This is a genomic window from Pseudolabrys sp. FHR47 (genome assembly GCF_005153485.1).
Taxonomy (GTDB): domain Bacteria; phylum Pseudomonadota; class Alphaproteobacteria; order Rhizobiales; family Xanthobacteraceae; genus Pseudolabrys.
On record NZ_CP039740.1, the window covers coordinates 308720 to 324199 of the forward strand.

Sequence of the window (15480 nt, forward strand, 5' to 3'; positions counted from 1 at the left end):
AGCATGTCTTGTCTTGAAAGCCCTTGCCGTCAGCCGTTCAGAAACTGCTCGGCATAGTGACAGGCGACGAGGCGTTGCGCCACCGGCCGCAGCGGCGGTCGCTCTGCGCGGCACAGATCGGTGACATGCGGACAGCGCGCGGCGAACACGCAGCCTTTCGGCATATCGAGCGGCGAGGGCACTTCGCCTTTGACGACATGCCGCGCCGGCCTTTTGCCGCCGAGCGACGGCGTCGCTGCGATCAGCGCGCGCGTATAGGGATGCAGCGGTTTGTCGAAGATCGCGTCCTTCGGACCATGCTCGACGGCGATGCCGAGGTACATCACCAGCACATCATGGGCGATGAAACGCACCACGGCGAGATCGTGTGAAATGAACATGTAAGCGAGACCGAACTGCTGCTGCAGATCGATCATCAGGTTGAGAACCTGCGCTTGCACCGACACGTCGAGCGCCGATACCGGCTCGTCGGCGACCACGATCTTCGGATTGAGCATCAGGGCGCGGGCAATGGCGATGCGCTGGCGCTGGCCGCCGGAGAACATGTGCGGATAGCGCCGTGCGTGATCGGGACCGAGGCCGACACGGCGCAGCATGTCGATGACCTTGTCCGTCCGCTCCTTCGCGCTCAGTTTGGTATTGATGATCAGCGGCTCTTCGAGGATGGCGCCGATTTTGCGGCGCGGATTGAGCGAGCCGTAGGGGTTCTGGAACACGAACTGCACGGCGCGTCGCAAATGGCGCCGGACGTCCGTCGAGGCGTTCAGCGCATTGCTGCCGTCAATGGCGAGATCGCCCGATGTTGGCGGCTCGATCATCGTCACCATGCGCGCCAGCGTCGACTTTCCGCAGCCGGACTCGCCGACCACCGCCAAAGTCTTGCCCGCCTCGATCTCGAAGGACACGCCGCCGACGGCGCGCAGTTCCTGCGGCGGATTGAAATATCCGGATTTTGTTTTGTAGACCTGCACCAGGTCCTTGGCGGCGATGAGCGCGCTCATTCGGCGGCCTCCACCTTCGCGTTTTCCTGGGCGCGGTCGGATGCGATCCTGGCGTCACGTTCGGCATCGCCGAGCGGATAGTGGCAGCGCACGCCGCCGCCGTTCCAGACCCGCAGCTCGGGCCGGTCGGCGAAGCAGCGCGGCGTTGCATACTGGCAGCGCGGACCGAACAGGCAGCCGGACGGACGTTCGTACAGGCTCGGCACGGTGCCGGGAATGGTCGCAAGCCGGTCGCCGACGCGGCTCTCGGGCCGCGCCGCCATGAGCGCCGCCGTGTAGGGATGCTGCGGGTCGGCGAACAGGCGCTCCGTTGCGTTCTGCTCCATCATCTGGCCGGAATACATCACGGCAACGCGCTGTGCCGTCTCCGACACCACGCCCATATTGTGCGTGATGAGAATGAGCGCCATGCCGCGTTCGCGCTGCAGGCTCATCAGGAGGTCGAGGATCTGTGCCTGGATGGTGACGTCGAGCGCTGTGGTCGGCTCGTCCGCGATCAGAAGCTTCGGATTGCAGGCAATGGCCATGGCGATCATGACGCGCTGGTTCATGCCGCCGGAAAGCTGGTGCGGATAAGAATCGAGGCGCGATTCCGGCGCCGGGATGCCGACTTGCTCGAGCAGTTCGATGGAGCGCTTGCGTGCCGTCTTGCGGTCCATCTTCTCGTGCAGCCGCAAGGTTTCCATGATCTGGAAACCGACCGTGTAGCAGGGATTCAGGCTGGTCGCCGGCTCCTGGAAGATCATCGACATGTCCTTGCCGACGATGGCGCGGCGCTGCGCCTCGCTTAAAGCGAGAATGTCCTGTCCGCAGACCCTCAGTTTGTCGGCGCGTACGATGCCGGGATAGGGCACCAACCCCATCGCGGCGAGCATGGCGACGCTCTTGCCGGAGCCGGATTCGCCGACAATGCCGAGCACTTCGCCCACCTCGACCTGGAGCGACACGCCGTCGACGGCGCGCAGCAGGCCCTGCGACGACGGGAATTCGACGATGAGGTTTTCGATCTCGATTGCGGCCATCATCGTCACCGCTTGAGTTTCGGATCGAGGGCATCGCGCAGGCCATCGCCGAGCAGGTTGAAGGCCAAAACGGTGATCAGGATCATGATGCCGGGGAAGGTGACGACCCACCAGGCGCGCAGCACGAATTCGCGGGCGTCGGCGAGCATGGTGCCCCATTCCGGCGTCGGCGGCTGCGCGCCGAGCCCGATGAAGCCGAGCGCCGCGGCATCGAGAATGGCGGTCGAGATGCCGAGCGTGGCCTGCACGATCAAAGGCGCGGCGCAGTTCGGCAGGATTTCCTTGACGATGAGGCGCAGGTTGCCGGCGCCGGTCAGCTTCGCCGCGGTGACGTAATCCTTCGCCGTTTCGGCGATCACGGTCGCGCGCACGATGCGCACATAATGCGGCAGCAGAACGATGGCGACCGCGATCAGCGCATTGATGATGCCGGGTCCGAGAATGGCGACAATGATGATAGCGAGCAGCAAGGTCGGCAGCGTCAGGAGAATGTCCATCAGCCTCATGATGGCGATCTCGACGATGCCGCGGAAAAATCCGGCGATCAGGCCGAGAATGGTGCCGACGGTCACCGACAGCGCCACCACGGCGATGCCGATAAGCAGTGACAGCCGCGCGCCGTAGATGAGCCGCGAAAGCATGTCGCGGCCGATTGCGTCGGTGCCGAGCCAATGCGCGGTCGTGCCGCCGGCCTGCCATGCCGGCGGTTTCAGGAAAGCCTGCGGGTTGGTCGTGATCGGCGAGTAGGGCGCGAAAACTTCGGCCAGCGCGCCGAGCAAGACCAATACAACAATGGTGGCGAGCCCGATGACGGCGCCGCGGTTGGCGGCGAAATAGGAGACGAATTCGACAAACGGATGCGGCGGGCCCGCCGGAGCCTTGCGCGCAACAGTCCCGGGTGCGGCGGTCTCGCTCATCGCTGATGCCTGATGCGCGGATTGATCAGGCCGTAAGCCATGTCGACCAGAAGATTGACCGTCATGATGATGGCACCAATGATCAGCGTGCCGCCTTGCAGCACCGGATAATCACGCCGCGCGATGCCGTTGATCAGCCAGGAGCCGACGCCCGGCCAAGAGAAGATCGTTTCGGTCAGGATGGCGCCGGTGAACAGCACTCCGACCTGCAGGCCGATGACGGTGACGATCGGGATCAGCGCATTGCGGAAGGCATGTACGGTGACGACGCGCATGTTCGACAAACCCTTGGCGCGCGCCGTGCGGATGTAATCCTCGCCCAGCACTTCGAGCATGGCCGAGCGTGTCATGCGCGCGAACACCGCGAGCGGTACGGTGCCAAGCACGATCGCCGGCAGAATGAGATGCGAGACCGCGGAGCGGAAGGCGTCGAAGTCGCCGGCGAGCAACGTGTCGATCAGCAGGAAGCCTGTTTTCTGTTCGACGAAGTACAGCACGGCGATGCGGCCAGACACCGGCGTCCAGCCGAGCTGCACCGAGAACAGGAGGATCAGCAGCAGGCCCCACCAGAAAATCGGCATGGAATAGCCGGTCAGCGACACAGCCATGATGCCCTGGTCGAAGATGGAATTGCGGCGCACGGCGGCGAGGATGCCAGCCGGGATGCCGACCAGCAGTGCGAAGGCGATGGCACAAAGCGAGAGTTCGACGGTGGCCGGAAACAGGCTGGCGAATTCCTCGATCACCGGTTTGTGCGAGACGATGGAGCGGCCGAGATCGCCCTGCGCGAGGCGCGCGAGATAAAGGCCGTACTGCACGATCACGGGCCGGTCGAAGCCGTATTCAGCCCGCAGACGTGCGTGCTCGGCGGCATCGATGCCGCGCTCGCCGGCCATGGTCTCGATCGGATCGCCGGGGATGAGCCGGATGAGGACAAAGACGAGCAGGGTGATGCCGATGAAGGTCGGAATCACCAGGCTGACGCGGGTTAGAATAAATCGAAGCATGGAAATGGAAACAGGGCGCCCATGTTAAAGGGCGCCCCGTTTCTTTCGCTTACTTGATATCGACGCCGTAGAAGGTATGGCGGCCGAAGGGCGACAGTTTGAAGTCGACCACTTCCTTGCGCACCGGCTTGAGCTGCACCGAGTGCGCGATGGTGAACCACGGCGCCTGCTCCTTGAACACGACCTGGGCCTGTTCATAGAGCTTGGTGCGTTCGGCCTGATCGCTGACCGACTTCGCCTTGATCACCAGATCCTCGAAGGGCTGGTAGCAGAACTTGGCGATGTTCGAGCCGTTACCTTTGGCCGATGAGCAGCCGAGCAGGGTGTTGAGGAAGTTGTCCGGATCGCCGTTGTCGCCGGTCCAGCCGAGTTGCGCCATCATGTGTTCGCCGGCCTGAGCGCGCTTGCGGTATTCGCCCCATTCGAAGCTCTTGATCTCGGCCTTAACGCCGATCTTGGCGAGGTCGGCCTGCATCAGTTCGGCGATACGCTTGGCGTTCGGATTATACGGACGCTGCACCGGCATGGCCCAGAGATCGGTCTCGAAGCCGTTGGGATAGCCGGCTTCGGCGAGCAGCTTCTTGGCCGCCTCCGGATTGTACGGATCGTCCTTCACGTTCTTGTTGTACGACCACATGGTCGGCGGGATCGGGTTGGTCGCCGGCACGCCGCTCGACAGGAACACCGCCTCGACGATGGCTTTCTTGTTCATCGCCATGTTGAGCGCCTTGCGCACGCGCACGTCGTCGAAAGGCTTCTTGGTGGTGTTGTAGGCGAGATAGCCGATGTTCAGGCCGGGCTGTTCGAGCACGGTGACATTCGGATCCTTGCGGATGGCGTCGAGATCGGCGGGGTTCGGATAGGGCATGACATGGCATTCGCCCTTCTGCAGCTTGGCCCAGCGCACCGAGGCATCCGGCGTGATCGAGAAGATCAGATCGTCGATCTTGGCCTTGCCGCCCCAGAACTGCGGAAACGCCTTGTAGCGGATGATGGCGTCCTTCTGGTACTGCACCAGATAGAACGGGCCCGAGCCGATCGGCTCCTGGTCGACCTTCTCCGGCGTGCCGGCTTTGAGCATCGCGTCGGCATATTCCTTCGACTGGATGCCGGCATATTCCATGGCGAGGTCGGAGAGGAACGGCGCCTCCGGCATGTTGAGCGTAATCTTGACGGTGTAGTCGTCGACCTTCTCGACCGACTTGAGCAGCTTCGGCATGCCCATGTCGTTGAAGTAGGAGTGGTTCGAGCTCGTCACCTTGAAGTAGGGGTGCTCCGGTTTCCACTGCCGCTCGATGGCGAAGATGATGTCGTCGGCATTCATGTCGCGCGTCGGTTTGAAGTTGGCGTTGGAATGCCACTTCACGCCCTTGCGCAGATGGAAAGTGTAGACGGTGCCGTCGGCGGAGATATCCCATTTCTCGGCGAGACCGGGGACCACCTTGGTCGTGCCACGCTCGAAATCGACGATACGGCTGTAAATCTGGCTGTTCGCATCGAACGACGTGCCGGTGGTGTTGATGCCGGGATAGAAGTTTTCCGGGCTGCCCTCCGAGCAATAAACGAGCGTCTTGGCGGACAAAGGCGTGGCAAAAAGAGCGGGCGTGGCAAAGAGCGCCGCCGTGATAGCGAGCGCGGACAGGCTGCGGATGTGTGGCATTGGGATCCCTCTCAATGGCCGGGGAGGCGCCCCTCTGCGTCTCTAATCCCAGCCCACTGAGCGGAAATGCTAGCCCAACGTTTTGATGCCGTCACGCAGTCGCGTGGCGCACCTTCTCGTGAAATCGTCGGATGCAGAATTGGAACCGGGCGGCGGTCAAGGACCTGTGCGGGCGTCCGGAAAATTGGTGGAGCCAGGCGGGATCGAACCGCCGACCTCCTGCATGCCATGCAGGCGCTCTCCCAGCTGAGCTATGGCCCCGTAACGGGAGCAGATGACTAGTCGGAAACGAAAGAAAAAGCAAAGGGTCCGATTAGTCCAGCGAAGGCTGATTTTGAGCCAGCCTTACTGTTCCTCTTCCTTCTCGATGCCGTCGCCGATGATATCGGTGACGTCGTCATCGCCTTCTTCCTCTTCCTGGATGAAGGCATCATCGTCAAGACCCTCGTCGTCGGCCTCGATTTCGTCGTCTTCGGCGACGACTTCGCCCCGCTTCTTGGGCTTGCCCTTCTGCTCGTTGTCGGCGTCCTCGAGCGAGACGAATTCGGCGTCCGCGGTCTCCGGAACGATCGTCTCGGCCTCTTCGGCGGCCACAGGGCGGGCGGTCTCCGGCCGTGCACGCGACTGCGGCGGCGCGACGATGGGAACAATCTTGCCCGTATAGGGCGAAATCACCGGCGACTTGCCCATGTCGTAAAATTTACGACCGGTGTCCGGGCAGATGCGCTTGGTGCCGAGTTCGGGTTTGGCCACGTGCGAGCGTCCTAGGAAATGCCGTTGAAAATCATGGGTCGGATTGGCGCTTCACTTGGCTAGTTGCGAGGCCCCTGTCAATAGCGGCAAACAGTCGGGAATTGGGCAGCCCGGGCGAGGATGACGCCTCGCGGACCGGCGTGATACGAGGACCCCGCTTTCACGTCCGTCGTCCGACCAGTTTCAAAGGATACCAGTCACTTGAGCGAGGCCCCCCGCACCCCTCTGACCGCCCGTGCCAGCGGCCCCCTGACTGGGCGTCTGCGAGTGCCCGGCGACAAGTCGATTTCGCACCGGGCGCTGATTCTGGGCGCCATGACGGTCGGCGAAACGAAGGTTTCCGGCCTCCTGGAGGGCGAGGACGTCCTGAATACCGCCGGCGCCATGCGGGCGCTGGGCGCCAAAGTCGAGAACCTGGGGAGCGGAAATTGGCGTATCCACGGCGTCGGCGTGGGCGGCTTTGCTCAGCCGGAAGCGCCGCTCGATTTCGGCAATTCCGGCACCGGCTGCCGGCTTGTGATGGGCGCGGTGGCCGGCTGTCCGATCACGGCGGTTTTCGACGGCGATGCCTCGCTGCGAAAGCGCCCGATGCGGCGGATCCTCGATCCGCTCGCCAAAATGGGCGCCCGGGTGCTCGACCAGGCCGAGGGCGGCCGCCTGCCACTGACCCTCAAGGGCGCGACCGACCCCCTACCGATCGAATACGAGACCCCGGTGGCTTCGGCGCAGATCAAGTCGGCAGTGCTGCTGGCCGGTCTCGCCGCGCCCGGCGAAACCGTCGTCATCGAGACGGAGGCCTCGCGCGACCACACCGAAAAGATGCTCAAGCATTTCGGCGCGAAGATCGTCTCCAAGCCGCATGGCGACCATGGCCGTCGCATCGTGCTGCAGGGACAGCCCGAGCTTGAGCCCGCGGATATTGCGGTGCCCGCCGATCCGTCCTCGGCGGCGTTTCCGCTGGTCGGCGCCCTGATCGTGCCGGGCTCGGAGGTCATCCTCGACGGCGTGATGCTCAACCCGTTGCGTACCGGACTGTTTACCACCTTGCGCGAAATGGGCGCCAAGATCGCGGAAGAGAACAGACGCGACGATGGCGGCGAGGAGGTCGCTGACCTGCGCGTGACCTTCTCTACGCTCAAGGGTGTCGACGTACCGGCGGCGCGCGCGCCGTCGATGATCGACGAATATCTCATCCTCGCGGTCGCCGCGGCTTTCGCCGAGGGCACGACGCGTATGCGCGGGCTCAAGGAACTGCGCGTCAAGGAAAGCGATCGCCTGGAAGCGACCGCCGATATGCTGCGGGTCAACGGTGTTACGGTCGAGATTGAGGACGACGATTTGATCGTTCACGGCATGGGCGCGGGCGGCGTGCCCGGTGGCGGCGAGGTGAAGACGCACATGGATCACCGCATCGCCATGTCGGCTTTGATGATGGGCCTGGCGTCAAAAGAGCCCGTCCGCATTGACGATTCGGCCTTCATTGCCACCAGCTTCCCGGGCTTCGTCGATCTGATGAAGGGACTGGGGGCGGACTTGTCGTGATCATCGCCATCGACGGGCCGGCCGCGTCCGGCAAGGGTACCATCGGCAAGCGCCTCGCCGCGCATTACGGCCTGCGCCATCTCGACACCGGTTTGCTCTATCGCGCCGTCGGCAAGACCGTGCTCGATGCCGGCAAGTCGCCTGACGACAGAGAGGCCGCCATCGCTGCCGCGCAATCGCTCGACCTCACCCGTTTCGATGAAGCGACGCTGAAGGGTGCCGAGGCCGGCGAAGCGGCGTCGCATGTTTCGGCGATCCCGGAAGTGCGCGCGGCGCTGGTGGATTATCAGCGCGCCTTCGCCGCGGAAGAGCCAGGCGCCGTGCTCGACGGCCGTGATATCGGAACGGTCATCTGCCCGGACGCCGATGTGAAGATTTTCGTCACCGCAAGCCCCGAAGTGCGGGCGTCGCGTCGCGGCAAGGAATATCGCGCCGCCGGCCAATCCATCGACGATGCCACCGTGCTCGCCGACATCCGCAAGCGCGACGAACGCGATTCCTCGCGCGCCGCCTCGCCCTTGAAGCAGGCCGACGACGCCGTGCTGCTCGACACCACGGCCATGGGCGTCGAGGAGGCGGTCGCCGCGGCGATTACCATCGTCGAGGCGCGCCGCGGCTAAGTTGCTGGAATCACGGCGTTATGCCCCAGCCCCCTTGGGGCCGGACCTGGCCCGCCGGGTCGATTTCTCAAGCAATTGAAGCGCTTATGACTTGCCGGGTGCGTCCGCCTTCGCTATATCCGCGCGCATCCGGGCCGCTTCAATTCAGGCGTTGAAGCAACCCGAGCGGGCCGAGGAGCGACACCAAACCGCCCCTCGCTGTTGGAGGACAAAAGCCCCGCTCGTGTTTCGGCGTTAAGCGCGCCCCGAACATCGATCCGTCGTTCCGACCGTACGGCATGAGCGCCGGCTGTCCGTCTTCTTGGCGGATAGTCGCCGAACGTCGTGCCAGACATTCGGCCCGTTCGGGCGGAACGCCATTTTCAAACACCGGCGCAGGCAAACAGGAGACTACATGGCTACAGCTGCTGCACCCACGCGTGAAGATTTCGCCGCGATGCTCGAAGAGTCCTTCAACCAGGGCAGCCCCCAGGAAGGGACCGTGGTTACCGGCAAGATCGTCGGTATCGAAAAGGACATGGCCGTCATCGACGTCGGCGCCAAGACCGAAGGCCGCGTTGCGCTGCGTGAGTTCGCCGCGCCGGGCCGTACCGCCGAACTGAAGGTCGGCGACGAGGTCGAGGTTTATCTTGAGCGCGTCGAGAACGCGCTGGGTGAAGCCGTGCTGTCGCGCGACAAAGCGCGCCGTGAGGAAAGCTGGGGCAAGCTCGAGAAGAGCTTCAACAACGGCGAGAAGGTGTCGGGCGTCATCTTCAATCAGGTCAAGGGCGGCTTCACCGTCGACCTCGACGGCGCCGTGGCGTTCCTGCCGCGCTCGCAGGTGGACATCCGTCCGATCCGCGACGTCACCCCGCTGATGAACAATGCGCAGCAGTTCCAGATTCTCAAGATGGATCGCCGCCGCGGCAACATCGTCGTGTCGCGCCGCACCGTCCTCGAAGAGACCCGCGCCGAACAGCGCCAGGAGCTGGTGCAGAACCTCGAAGAGGGTCAGGTCATCGACGGCGTGGTCAAGAACATCACCGATTACGGTGCGTTCGTTGATCTCGGCGGCATCGACGGCCTGCTGCACGTCACCGACATCGCGTGGCGTAGAGTCAATCACCCGACCGAAGTGCTCAACATCGGTCAGCAGGTGAAGGTCAAGATCATCAAGATCAACCACGAGACGCACCGCATCTCGCTCGGCATGAAGCAGCTGCTGGACGATCCGTGGCAGGGCATCGAGGCCAAGTACCCGATCCAGGCCAAGTTCAAGGGCCGCGTCACCAACATCACCGACTACGGCGCGTTCGTCGAACTGGAGCCGGGTATCGAAGGCCTGATCCACGTCTCGGAAATGTCCTGGACGAAGAAGAACGTTCACCCCGGCAAGATCGTCTCGACCTCGCAGGAAGTCGAAGTGCAGATCCTCGAAGTCGATCCGGTCAAGCGCCGCATTTCGCTCGGTCTCAAGCAGACCATGCGCAATCCGTGGGAAGTGTTCGTCGAGACGCACCCGCCGGGCTCGATCGTCGAAGGCGAAGTCAAGAACAAGACCGAATTCGGCCTGTTCCTGGGCCTCGACGGCGACGTCGACGGCATGGTCCATCTCTCGGATCTGGACTGGAAACGTCCGGGCGAGCAGGTGATCGACGAGTACAACAAGGGCGACATGGTCCGCGCTCAGGTTCTCGACGTCGACGTCGAGAAGGAGCGTATCTCGCTGGGCATCAAGCAGCTGGCCGGCGATCCGATGGCCTCGGGCGCCGCGGGCGAGCTCAAGAAGGGCTCGGTCGTGACCTGCGAAGTCACCGAGATCAAGGAAGGCGGCATCGATGTGAAAATCGTCGATACCGATCTCGTCGCCTTCATCCGCCGTGCCGATCTCGCGCGTGAGCGCGCCGATCAGCGGCCGGAACGCTTCTCGGTCGGTCAGAAGGTTGACGCCCGCGTCACCCAGTTCGACCGCAAGACCCACAAGATCGGCATCTCCATCAAGGCGCTGGAAGTCGCCGAGGAGAAGGAAGCCATGGCGCAGTATGGCTCGGCCGATTCGGGCGCGTCGCTTGGCGACATTCTCGGCGCCGCGCTCAAGCAGCGCGAGACCGAGAAGTCGGAAGACTAAACGACGTTCGCCGGTTACCGGCCGTCAACCATCGAACCCCGGGGCGCAAGCTCCGGGGTTTTTCTTTGGCGGGTCACCGATCCGTCAGGTAAAAGGGCGGCGGGCTGGGCTTGATATAAGGATGTCCGAATGTCGCTCGATGCCGATGCCATCGTCGATCGCCGCCGGCTGCGGCGCAAACTGACCTTCTGGCGCGTCGCCGCGCTACTGATCGTGCTTGTCGCGGTCGGCATCGGCGCAGCCATGGTGATGCCTGGCAGCGGTATCAAGCCGGGCGATGACTCGATCGCCCGTATCAAGATACAGGGCCTGATCCGTGGTAATCAGGATCGCGTCGAAGCGCTGGAGCGCCTCGGCAAGTCGCGCGCCAAGGCGGTGATCGTCCATCTCGACTCACCGGGCGGCACCACCGCCGGTTCCGAGCAGCTCTACGACGCGCTGCGCACACTTCAGTCCAAGAAGCCGATGGTCGTGGTGGTGGATGGTCTCGCCGCCTCGGGCGCCTATATTGCCGCGCTCGCGTCGGACCACATCATCGCCCACGACACGTCGCTGGTCGGCTCGATCGGCGTCCTGTTCCAATACCCCAATTTCACCGAAGTGCTGAAGACGCTCGGTATCAAGGTCGAGGAGGTAAAGTCTTCGCCGCTGAAGGCCGCGCCGAATGGCTTTGAACCGACCAGCCCGGAGGCGCGCGCCGCCATCGAGGCCATCGTGCTCGACTCCTATGCCTGGTTCAAAGGGCTGGTGAAGGACCGTCGCAAGCTGAACGACGCCGAACTGACCAAGGTCGCGGACGGCCGCGTCTTCACCGGCCGGCAGGGTGTGCCGCTCAAGCTGGTGGATCAGCTCGGCAACGAGAAGACCGCGCTGGCTTGGCTGGAGAAGGAAAAGAAGATACCGGCCTCGACCCCGGTCAAGGACTTCTCGCTGGAGCCGCGGTTCCGGGAACTGTCTTTCCTGCACGTCGCCGCCTATGGCTTTCAGCAGGTCGGGCTGAAAAGCCTCAGCGAGCAGGTCCAGGCCTGGTCCGGCGCTGCCGCGGTCGAAAGACTCAATCTTGACGGGCTCTTAGCGCTTTGGCACCCTTCGCCTGCCAATTGACATAGCGAAGGTAGAGGCGGCGTCCATGATCAAATCGGAGCTGGTGCAACGCATCGCGGCCCAGAATCCCCATCTCTACCAGCGCGACGTCGAGAACATCGTCAACGCCATCCTCAACGAGATCACCAGCGCCATGGCGCAGGGAGATCGCGTCGAATTGCGCGGTTTTGGCGCCTTTTCGGTCAAGCACCGGCCGGCCCGCACCGGCCGCAACCCGCGCACCGGCGCCCATGTTTCGGTCGAGCAGAAGTCGGTGCCGTTCTTCAAGACCGGCAAGGAAATGCGCGAGCGCCTCAACAAGGGCGAGGGCGGCGCCGACATTCCCGACGACGACGTGGATTGAGGGCTGATCGTCCGACCAGTTGAATTTGTCCCGTGTCATCGCCCGCGAAAGCGGGCGATCCAGCTCTTGTTATCCAACTGAAGGTCGCTGTTGTTCGAAGAGCTGGATACCCCGCTTTCGCGGGGTATGACAGCAGCGACGCTCCTGCGCTATAACGCGCCATGCTCCGCAAGATCGCCATCCTCATCATCGTCGTGCCGCTGGCGGCATTGATCATCGCCTTCGCGGTGGCGAACCGGCATGCCGTGACTGTGGCATTCGATCCGTTCTCCGCGGCGAATCCGGCCTATGCAGCGACGGTGCCGCTCTTCGTCCTGATCTTCGTCCTGGTCATTCTCGGCGTCATCGTCGGCGGCGCGGCGGCCTGGCTGCGCCAGGCCAAATGGCGGCGGGTGGCGCGCCGGCTCGATGGCGAGAACCGCCGGCTGCTGCAGGAACTCTCGGCCGCCCGCGAGCGGCTGGTCACCGAGACCCAGCGCGCCGCTTCCGCCGAGGCGGCCGCCCGCGAGGTCGCCAAAGGCCTCGAGACCCGTCGGACCGAGGCCCCGGCGCTGGCCCCGCCGAACGGCGCATGACCCCTCGCTAAGCCCTTGGACGGCGCGGGAATAAGCTTGTAGAACCCCGCTCCGAGATGGCACTGACGATCAAAATCTGCGGCCTGCGCACCCCCGAAACCCTTGATGTGGCGATCGAATCCGGCGCCGATCAGGCCGGTTTCGTGTTTTTTCCGCCGAGCCCGCGCTCGCTCGGTCTCGAGGCGGCGCGCCTGCTCGGTGCCCGCGCGCAGGGCCGCGTCCAGAAAGTGGCGTTGACCGTCGATGCCTCGAACGATGCCATCGCCGCCATCGTTGCGGCGCTCAAGCCGGATATGCTGCAGCTCCACGGCAACGAAACGCCCGAACGCGTCGCCGTGGTGCGTTCGCGCTTCGGCCTGCCGGTGATGAAGGCGCTGCCGATCGCAAGCCGCGCCGATTTGTCGCCGATCCACGAATACGCCAAGGCCGCCGACCGCTTGCTGTTCGATGCCCGCGCGCCGCAGGATGCGACGCGACCGGGCGGCCTGGGCAAGACCTTTGACTGGACCTTGCTCGCCGGCCTCAAGGTCGCCGTGCCCTACATGCTGTCGGGCGGCCTCGATGCCGGTAACGTCGCCGACGCCTTGCGCATCACGCGTGCGCCCGGCGTCGATGTGTCGTCCGGTGTCGAACGCGCGCCCGGCGAGAAAGACCCCGACAGAATTCGCGCTTTCATTCGCGCGGCGCGCGCGGCCGATGCCGCGCTCGAAAAGGTGAGTGCATGACCGTACAGCAGCAGCCCAATTCCTTCCGCACCGGGCCCGACGAGCGCGGCCACTTCGGCATCTATGGCGGCCGCTTCGTCGCCGAGACCTTGATGCCGCTGATCCTCGATCTGGAGAAGGCCTATAACGAGGCCAAAGCCGATCCGGCGTTCCAGAAGGAGATGGACTCCTATCTGGCGCATTATGTCGGCCGTCCGTCGCCTTTGTATTTCGCCGAACGGCTCACGAAGAAATTCGGCGGCGCCAAGATCTATTTCAAGCGCGAAGACCTCAACCACACCGGCGCGCACAAGGTGAACAACGTCACCGGCCAGATCATGCTGGCGCAGCGCATGGGCAAGAAGCGCATCATCGCTGAGACCGGCGCGGGCATGCACGGCGTCGCCACGGCGACCTTGTGCGCCAAATTCGGCCTGCCGTGCATCGTCTATATGGGCGCGGTGGACGTCGAGCGGCAGCAGCCCAACGTGCTGCGCATGAAGATGCTGGGTGCCGAAGTGCGGCCGGTCACGTCAGGATCGAGCACGCTCAAGGACGCGATGAACGAGGCGCTGCGTGACTGGGTCACCAATGTCAGCGATACGTTCTATTGCATCGGTACGGTCGCCGGCCCGCATCCCTATCCGGCGATGGTGCGCGATTTCCAGTGCATCATCGGCAACGAAACGCGCGCGCAGATGCAGGAACTCGAGGGCCGCCTGCCGGATTCGCTCGTCGCCTGCATCGGCGGCGGCTCCAATGCCATGGGGCTTTTTCATCCCTTCCTCGACGATCGCTCGGTTGCAATTTACGGCGTCGAGGCGGCCGGCCACGGCATTCCGTCGGGCCAGCATGCCGCTTCTGTCACCGGCGGCCGGCCCGGCGTGCTGCACGGTAACCGCACTTATCTGCTGATGGATGACGACGGCCAGATCACCGAAGCGCATTCGATTTCCGCCGGTCTCGATTATCCGGGCATCGGCCCCGAGCACGCCTGGCTCAATGACATGGGCCGCGTGAAATTCTTGTCGGCGACCGATGAGGAAGCGGTCGCGGCGTTCCAGCTATGCAGCCAGCTCGAGGGCATCATTCCGGCACTGGAGCCGGCCCATGCGCTGGCGCGTGTGTTCGATCTCGCGCCGAAGCTGCCGAAGGATCACCTGATGGTGGTCAACATGTCCGGCCGCGGCGACAAGGATCTCGCCAGCGTGCAGGCCTGGCTGGAGGCGAGGAAGAAATGACGACCCGTATCGAAAAGCGTTTCGCCGACCTTAAGAGCGAAGGCCGCGCAGCGCTCGTGACCTTCGTGATGTCCGGCGATCCGGACTACGAAACGTCGATGGCGATCATCAAGGCGTTGCCGCAGGCCGGCGCCGATGTGATCGAACTCGGCATGCCGTTCACCGATCCGATGGCCGATGGCCCGTCGATCCAGGCCGCCGGCGTGCGCGCGCTCACGGGCGGTCAGACGCTGAAGAAGACGCTGCAGATGGTGCGCGAATTCCGCAAGGGCGAGGCCAAGACGCCGATCGTGCTGATGGGCTACTACAATCCCATCTACATCTACGGCGTCGACAAATTCCTCGTCGATGCGAAAGAGGCCGGCGTCGATGGCTTGATTGTCGTCGATCTGCCGCCGGAGGAAGACGAAGAGTTGTGTCTGCCGGCCTTGAAGGCCGGTCTCAATTTCATTCGTCTGGCGACGCCGACCACCGACGACAAGCGTTTGCCGGCGGTGCTGAACAACACCTCGGGCTTTGTCTATTACGTGTCGATCACCGGCATTACCGGCTCGGCCGCGCCGGATGCGGGTAAGGTCTCGGCCGCGGTCGGCCGTATCAAGAAACATACCAAACTGCCGGTGGCGGTCGGCTTCGGCGTCAAGAACGCCGAAAGTGCCCGCGCCATTGCGGCCGGCGCCGACGGCGTCGTGGTCGGCTCGGCGCTGATCGACGCGCTGCGCCAGACTCTCGATGCCAACGGCAAAGGCAGCGCGGCGACGGTCAAGGCGGTGGCCGATCTGGTCGCCGACATCGCCAAGGGCGTGCGGTCGGCGGGTAAAGTAGCGGCGGAGTAGTGCCGCAAACGATGCGTCATTGCCCGCAAAAGCGGGCAATCCAGTAAC

Annotated in this window: 15 protein-coding genes and 1 tRNA gene; 9 read left to right on the plus strand and 7 right to left on the minus strand. The window is 63.9% G+C overall.

Annotated features, from left to right (window positions below; genetic code table 11):
• Nucleotides 1-29: 29 nt before the first annotated feature.
• The 7 genes from E8Q40_RS01515 to E8Q40_RS01545 all read right to left on the minus strand — a co-directional run bounded on the left by E8Q40_RS01515 (nucleotide 30) and on the right by E8Q40_RS01545 (nucleotide 6360).
• Nucleotides 30-1001, minus strand: coding sequence for a dipeptide ABC transporter ATP-binding protein (locus E8Q40_RS01515; RefSeq protein ID WP_137042727.1), 972 nt, complete (start codon nucleotides 999-1001; stop codon nucleotides 30-32).
• Nucleotides 998-2023 (minus strand): ABC transporter ATP-binding protein, encoded by a 1026-nt coding sequence (locus E8Q40_RS01520; RefSeq protein ID WP_137046533.1) that lies wholly within the window; start codon nucleotides 2021-2023, stop codon nucleotides 998-1000. The genes E8Q40_RS01515 and E8Q40_RS01520 overlap by 4 nt, the downstream gene beginning before the upstream one ends.
• Before the next feature lie 5 nt (nucleotides 2024-2028).
• Nucleotides 2029-2940 carry an ABC transporter permease subunit gene (locus tag E8Q40_RS01525; RefSeq protein ID WP_137042728.1) on the minus strand — a complete coding sequence of 304 codons (912 nt, stop codon included), beginning with the start codon at nucleotides 2938-2940 and terminating at the stop codon, nucleotides 2029-2031.
• Entirely contained in the window at nucleotides 2937-3947 is a 1011-nt protein-coding gene (locus tag E8Q40_RS01530) for an ABC transporter permease subunit (protein ID WP_137042729.1), read from the minus strand. Before E8Q40_RS01530 ends, E8Q40_RS01525 begins: the two co-directional genes overlap by 4 nt.
• 49 nt (nucleotides 3948-3996) lie before the next feature.
• Nucleotides 3997-5607, minus strand: coding sequence for an ABC transporter substrate-binding protein (locus tag E8Q40_RS01535; RefSeq protein WP_137042730.1), 1611 nt, complete (start codon nucleotides 5605-5607; stop codon nucleotides 3997-3999).
• A 185-nt stretch (nucleotides 5608-5792) separates the two neighbouring features.
• Nucleotides 5793-5868, minus strand: a tRNA-Ala gene (locus E8Q40_RS01540).
• An 84-nt stretch (nucleotides 5869-5952) separates the two neighbouring features.
• Complete coding sequence (locus E8Q40_RS01545; RefSeq protein ID WP_137042731.1) at nucleotides 5953-6360, minus strand: TIGR02300 family protein; 408 nt, start codon at nucleotides 6358-6360, stop codon at nucleotides 5953-5955.
• Between the two features lie 201 nt (nucleotides 6361-6561).
• Between E8Q40_RS01545 and aroA the strand changes: the two genes are divergently transcribed.
• The 9 genes from aroA to trpA all read left to right on the plus strand — a co-directional run bounded on the left by aroA (nucleotide 6562) and on the right by trpA (nucleotide 15432).
• Nucleotides 6562-7902 (plus strand): 3-phosphoshikimate 1-carboxyvinyltransferase, encoded by a 1341-nt coding sequence (aroA, locus tag E8Q40_RS01550; RefSeq protein ID WP_137042732.1) that lies wholly within the window; start codon nucleotides 6562-6564, stop codon nucleotides 7900-7902.
• Nucleotides 7899-8522 carry a (d)CMP kinase gene (cmk, locus tag E8Q40_RS01555; protein WP_137042733.1) on the plus strand — a complete coding sequence of 208 codons (624 nt, stop codon included), beginning with the start codon at nucleotides 7899-7901 and terminating at the stop codon, nucleotides 8520-8522. The genes aroA and cmk overlap by 4 nt, the downstream gene beginning before the upstream one ends.
• A gap of 394 nt (nucleotides 8523-8916) precedes the next feature.
• Nucleotides 8917-10629 (plus strand): 30S ribosomal protein S1, encoded by a 1713-nt coding sequence (gene rpsA / locus E8Q40_RS01560; protein ID WP_137042734.1) that lies wholly within the window; start codon nucleotides 8917-8919, stop codon nucleotides 10627-10629.
• Nucleotides 10630-10758: 129 nt separating this feature from the next.
• Entirely contained in the window at nucleotides 10759-11733 is a 975-nt protein-coding gene (gene sppA, locus E8Q40_RS01565; protein ID WP_137042735.1) for a signal peptide peptidase SppA, read from the plus strand.
• Nucleotides 11734-11758: 25 nt separating this feature from the next.
• Nucleotides 11759-12076: an integration host factor subunit beta gene (ihfB, locus tag E8Q40_RS01570; RefSeq protein WP_137042736.1), complete on the plus strand. Its 318-nt coding sequence runs from the start codon at nucleotides 11759-11761 to the stop codon at nucleotides 12074-12076.
• 161 nt (nucleotides 12077-12237) lie between these two features.
• Nucleotides 12238-12651 carry a lipopolysaccharide assembly protein LapA domain-containing protein gene (locus E8Q40_RS01575; RefSeq protein WP_137042737.1) on the plus strand — a complete coding sequence of 138 codons (414 nt, stop codon included), beginning with the start codon at nucleotides 12238-12240 and terminating at the stop codon, nucleotides 12649-12651.
• Between the two features lie 56 nt (nucleotides 12652-12707).
• The gene (locus E8Q40_RS01580) at nucleotides 12708-13376 is read left to right on the plus strand and encodes a phosphoribosylanthranilate isomerase (RefSeq protein WP_137042738.1); all 669 of its coding nucleotides are present in this window, start codon (nucleotides 12708-12710) and stop codon (nucleotides 13374-13376) included.
• On the plus strand, nucleotides 13373-14596 hold the full coding sequence (gene trpB, locus E8Q40_RS01585) for a tryptophan synthase subunit beta (protein ID WP_137042739.1): 1224 nt from the start codon (nucleotides 13373-13375) through the stop codon (nucleotides 14594-14596). The genes E8Q40_RS01580 and trpB overlap by 4 nt, the downstream gene beginning before the upstream one ends.
• Nucleotides 14593-15432, plus strand: a complete 840-nt coding sequence (trpA, locus tag E8Q40_RS01590; protein WP_137042740.1) for a tryptophan synthase subunit alpha — start codon at nucleotides 14593-14595, stop codon at nucleotides 15430-15432. The genes trpB and trpA overlap by 4 nt, the downstream gene beginning before the upstream one ends.
• Nucleotides 15433-15480: the final 48 nt, after the last annotated feature.

Bases quoted from the DNA above. Each gene is read 5' to 3' on its own strand.
- E8Q40_RS01515 (WP_137042727.1), bottom strand. From the start codon at position 1,001: ATGAGCGCGCTCATCGCCGCCAAGGACCTGGTGCAGGTCTACAAAACA.
- E8Q40_RS01520 (WP_137046533.1), bottom strand. From the start codon at position 2,023: ATGGCCGCAATCGAGATCGAAAACCTCATCGTCGAATTCCCGTCGTCG.
- E8Q40_RS01525 (WP_137042728.1), bottom strand. From the start codon at position 2,940: ATGAGCGAGACCGCCGCACCCGGGACTGTTGCGCGCAAGGCTCCGGCG.
- E8Q40_RS01530 (WP_137042729.1), bottom strand. From the start codon at position 3,947: ATGCTTCGATTTATTCTAACCCGCGTCAGCCTGGTGATTCCGACCTTC.
- E8Q40_RS01535 (WP_137042730.1), bottom strand. From the start codon at position 5,607: ATGCCACACATCCGCAGCCTGTCCGCGCTCGCTATCACGGCGGCGCTC.
- rpsA (WP_137042734.1), top strand. From the start codon at position 8,917: ATGGCTACAGCTGCTGCACCCACGCGTGAAGATTTCGCCGCGATGCTC.
- sppA (WP_137042735.1), top strand. From the start codon at position 10,759: ATGTCGCTCGATGCCGATGCCATCGTCGATCGCCGCCGGCTGCGGCGC.
- ihfB (WP_137042736.1), top strand. From the start codon at position 11,759: ATGATCAAATCGGAGCTGGTGCAACGCATCGCGGCCCAGAATCCCCAT.
- E8Q40_RS01575 (WP_137042737.1), top strand. From the start codon at position 12,238: ATGCTCCGCAAGATCGCCATCCTCATCATCGTCGTGCCGCTGGCGGCA.
- E8Q40_RS01580 (WP_137042738.1), top strand. From the start codon at position 12,708: ATGGCACTGACGATCAAAATCTGCGGCCTGCGCACCCCCGAAACCCTT.
- trpB (WP_137042739.1), top strand. From the start codon at position 13,373: ATGACCGTACAGCAGCAGCCCAATTCCTTCCGCACCGGGCCCGACGAG.
- trpA (WP_137042740.1), top strand. From the start codon at position 14,593: ATGACGACCCGTATCGAAAAGCGTTTCGCCGACCTTAAGAGCGAAGGC.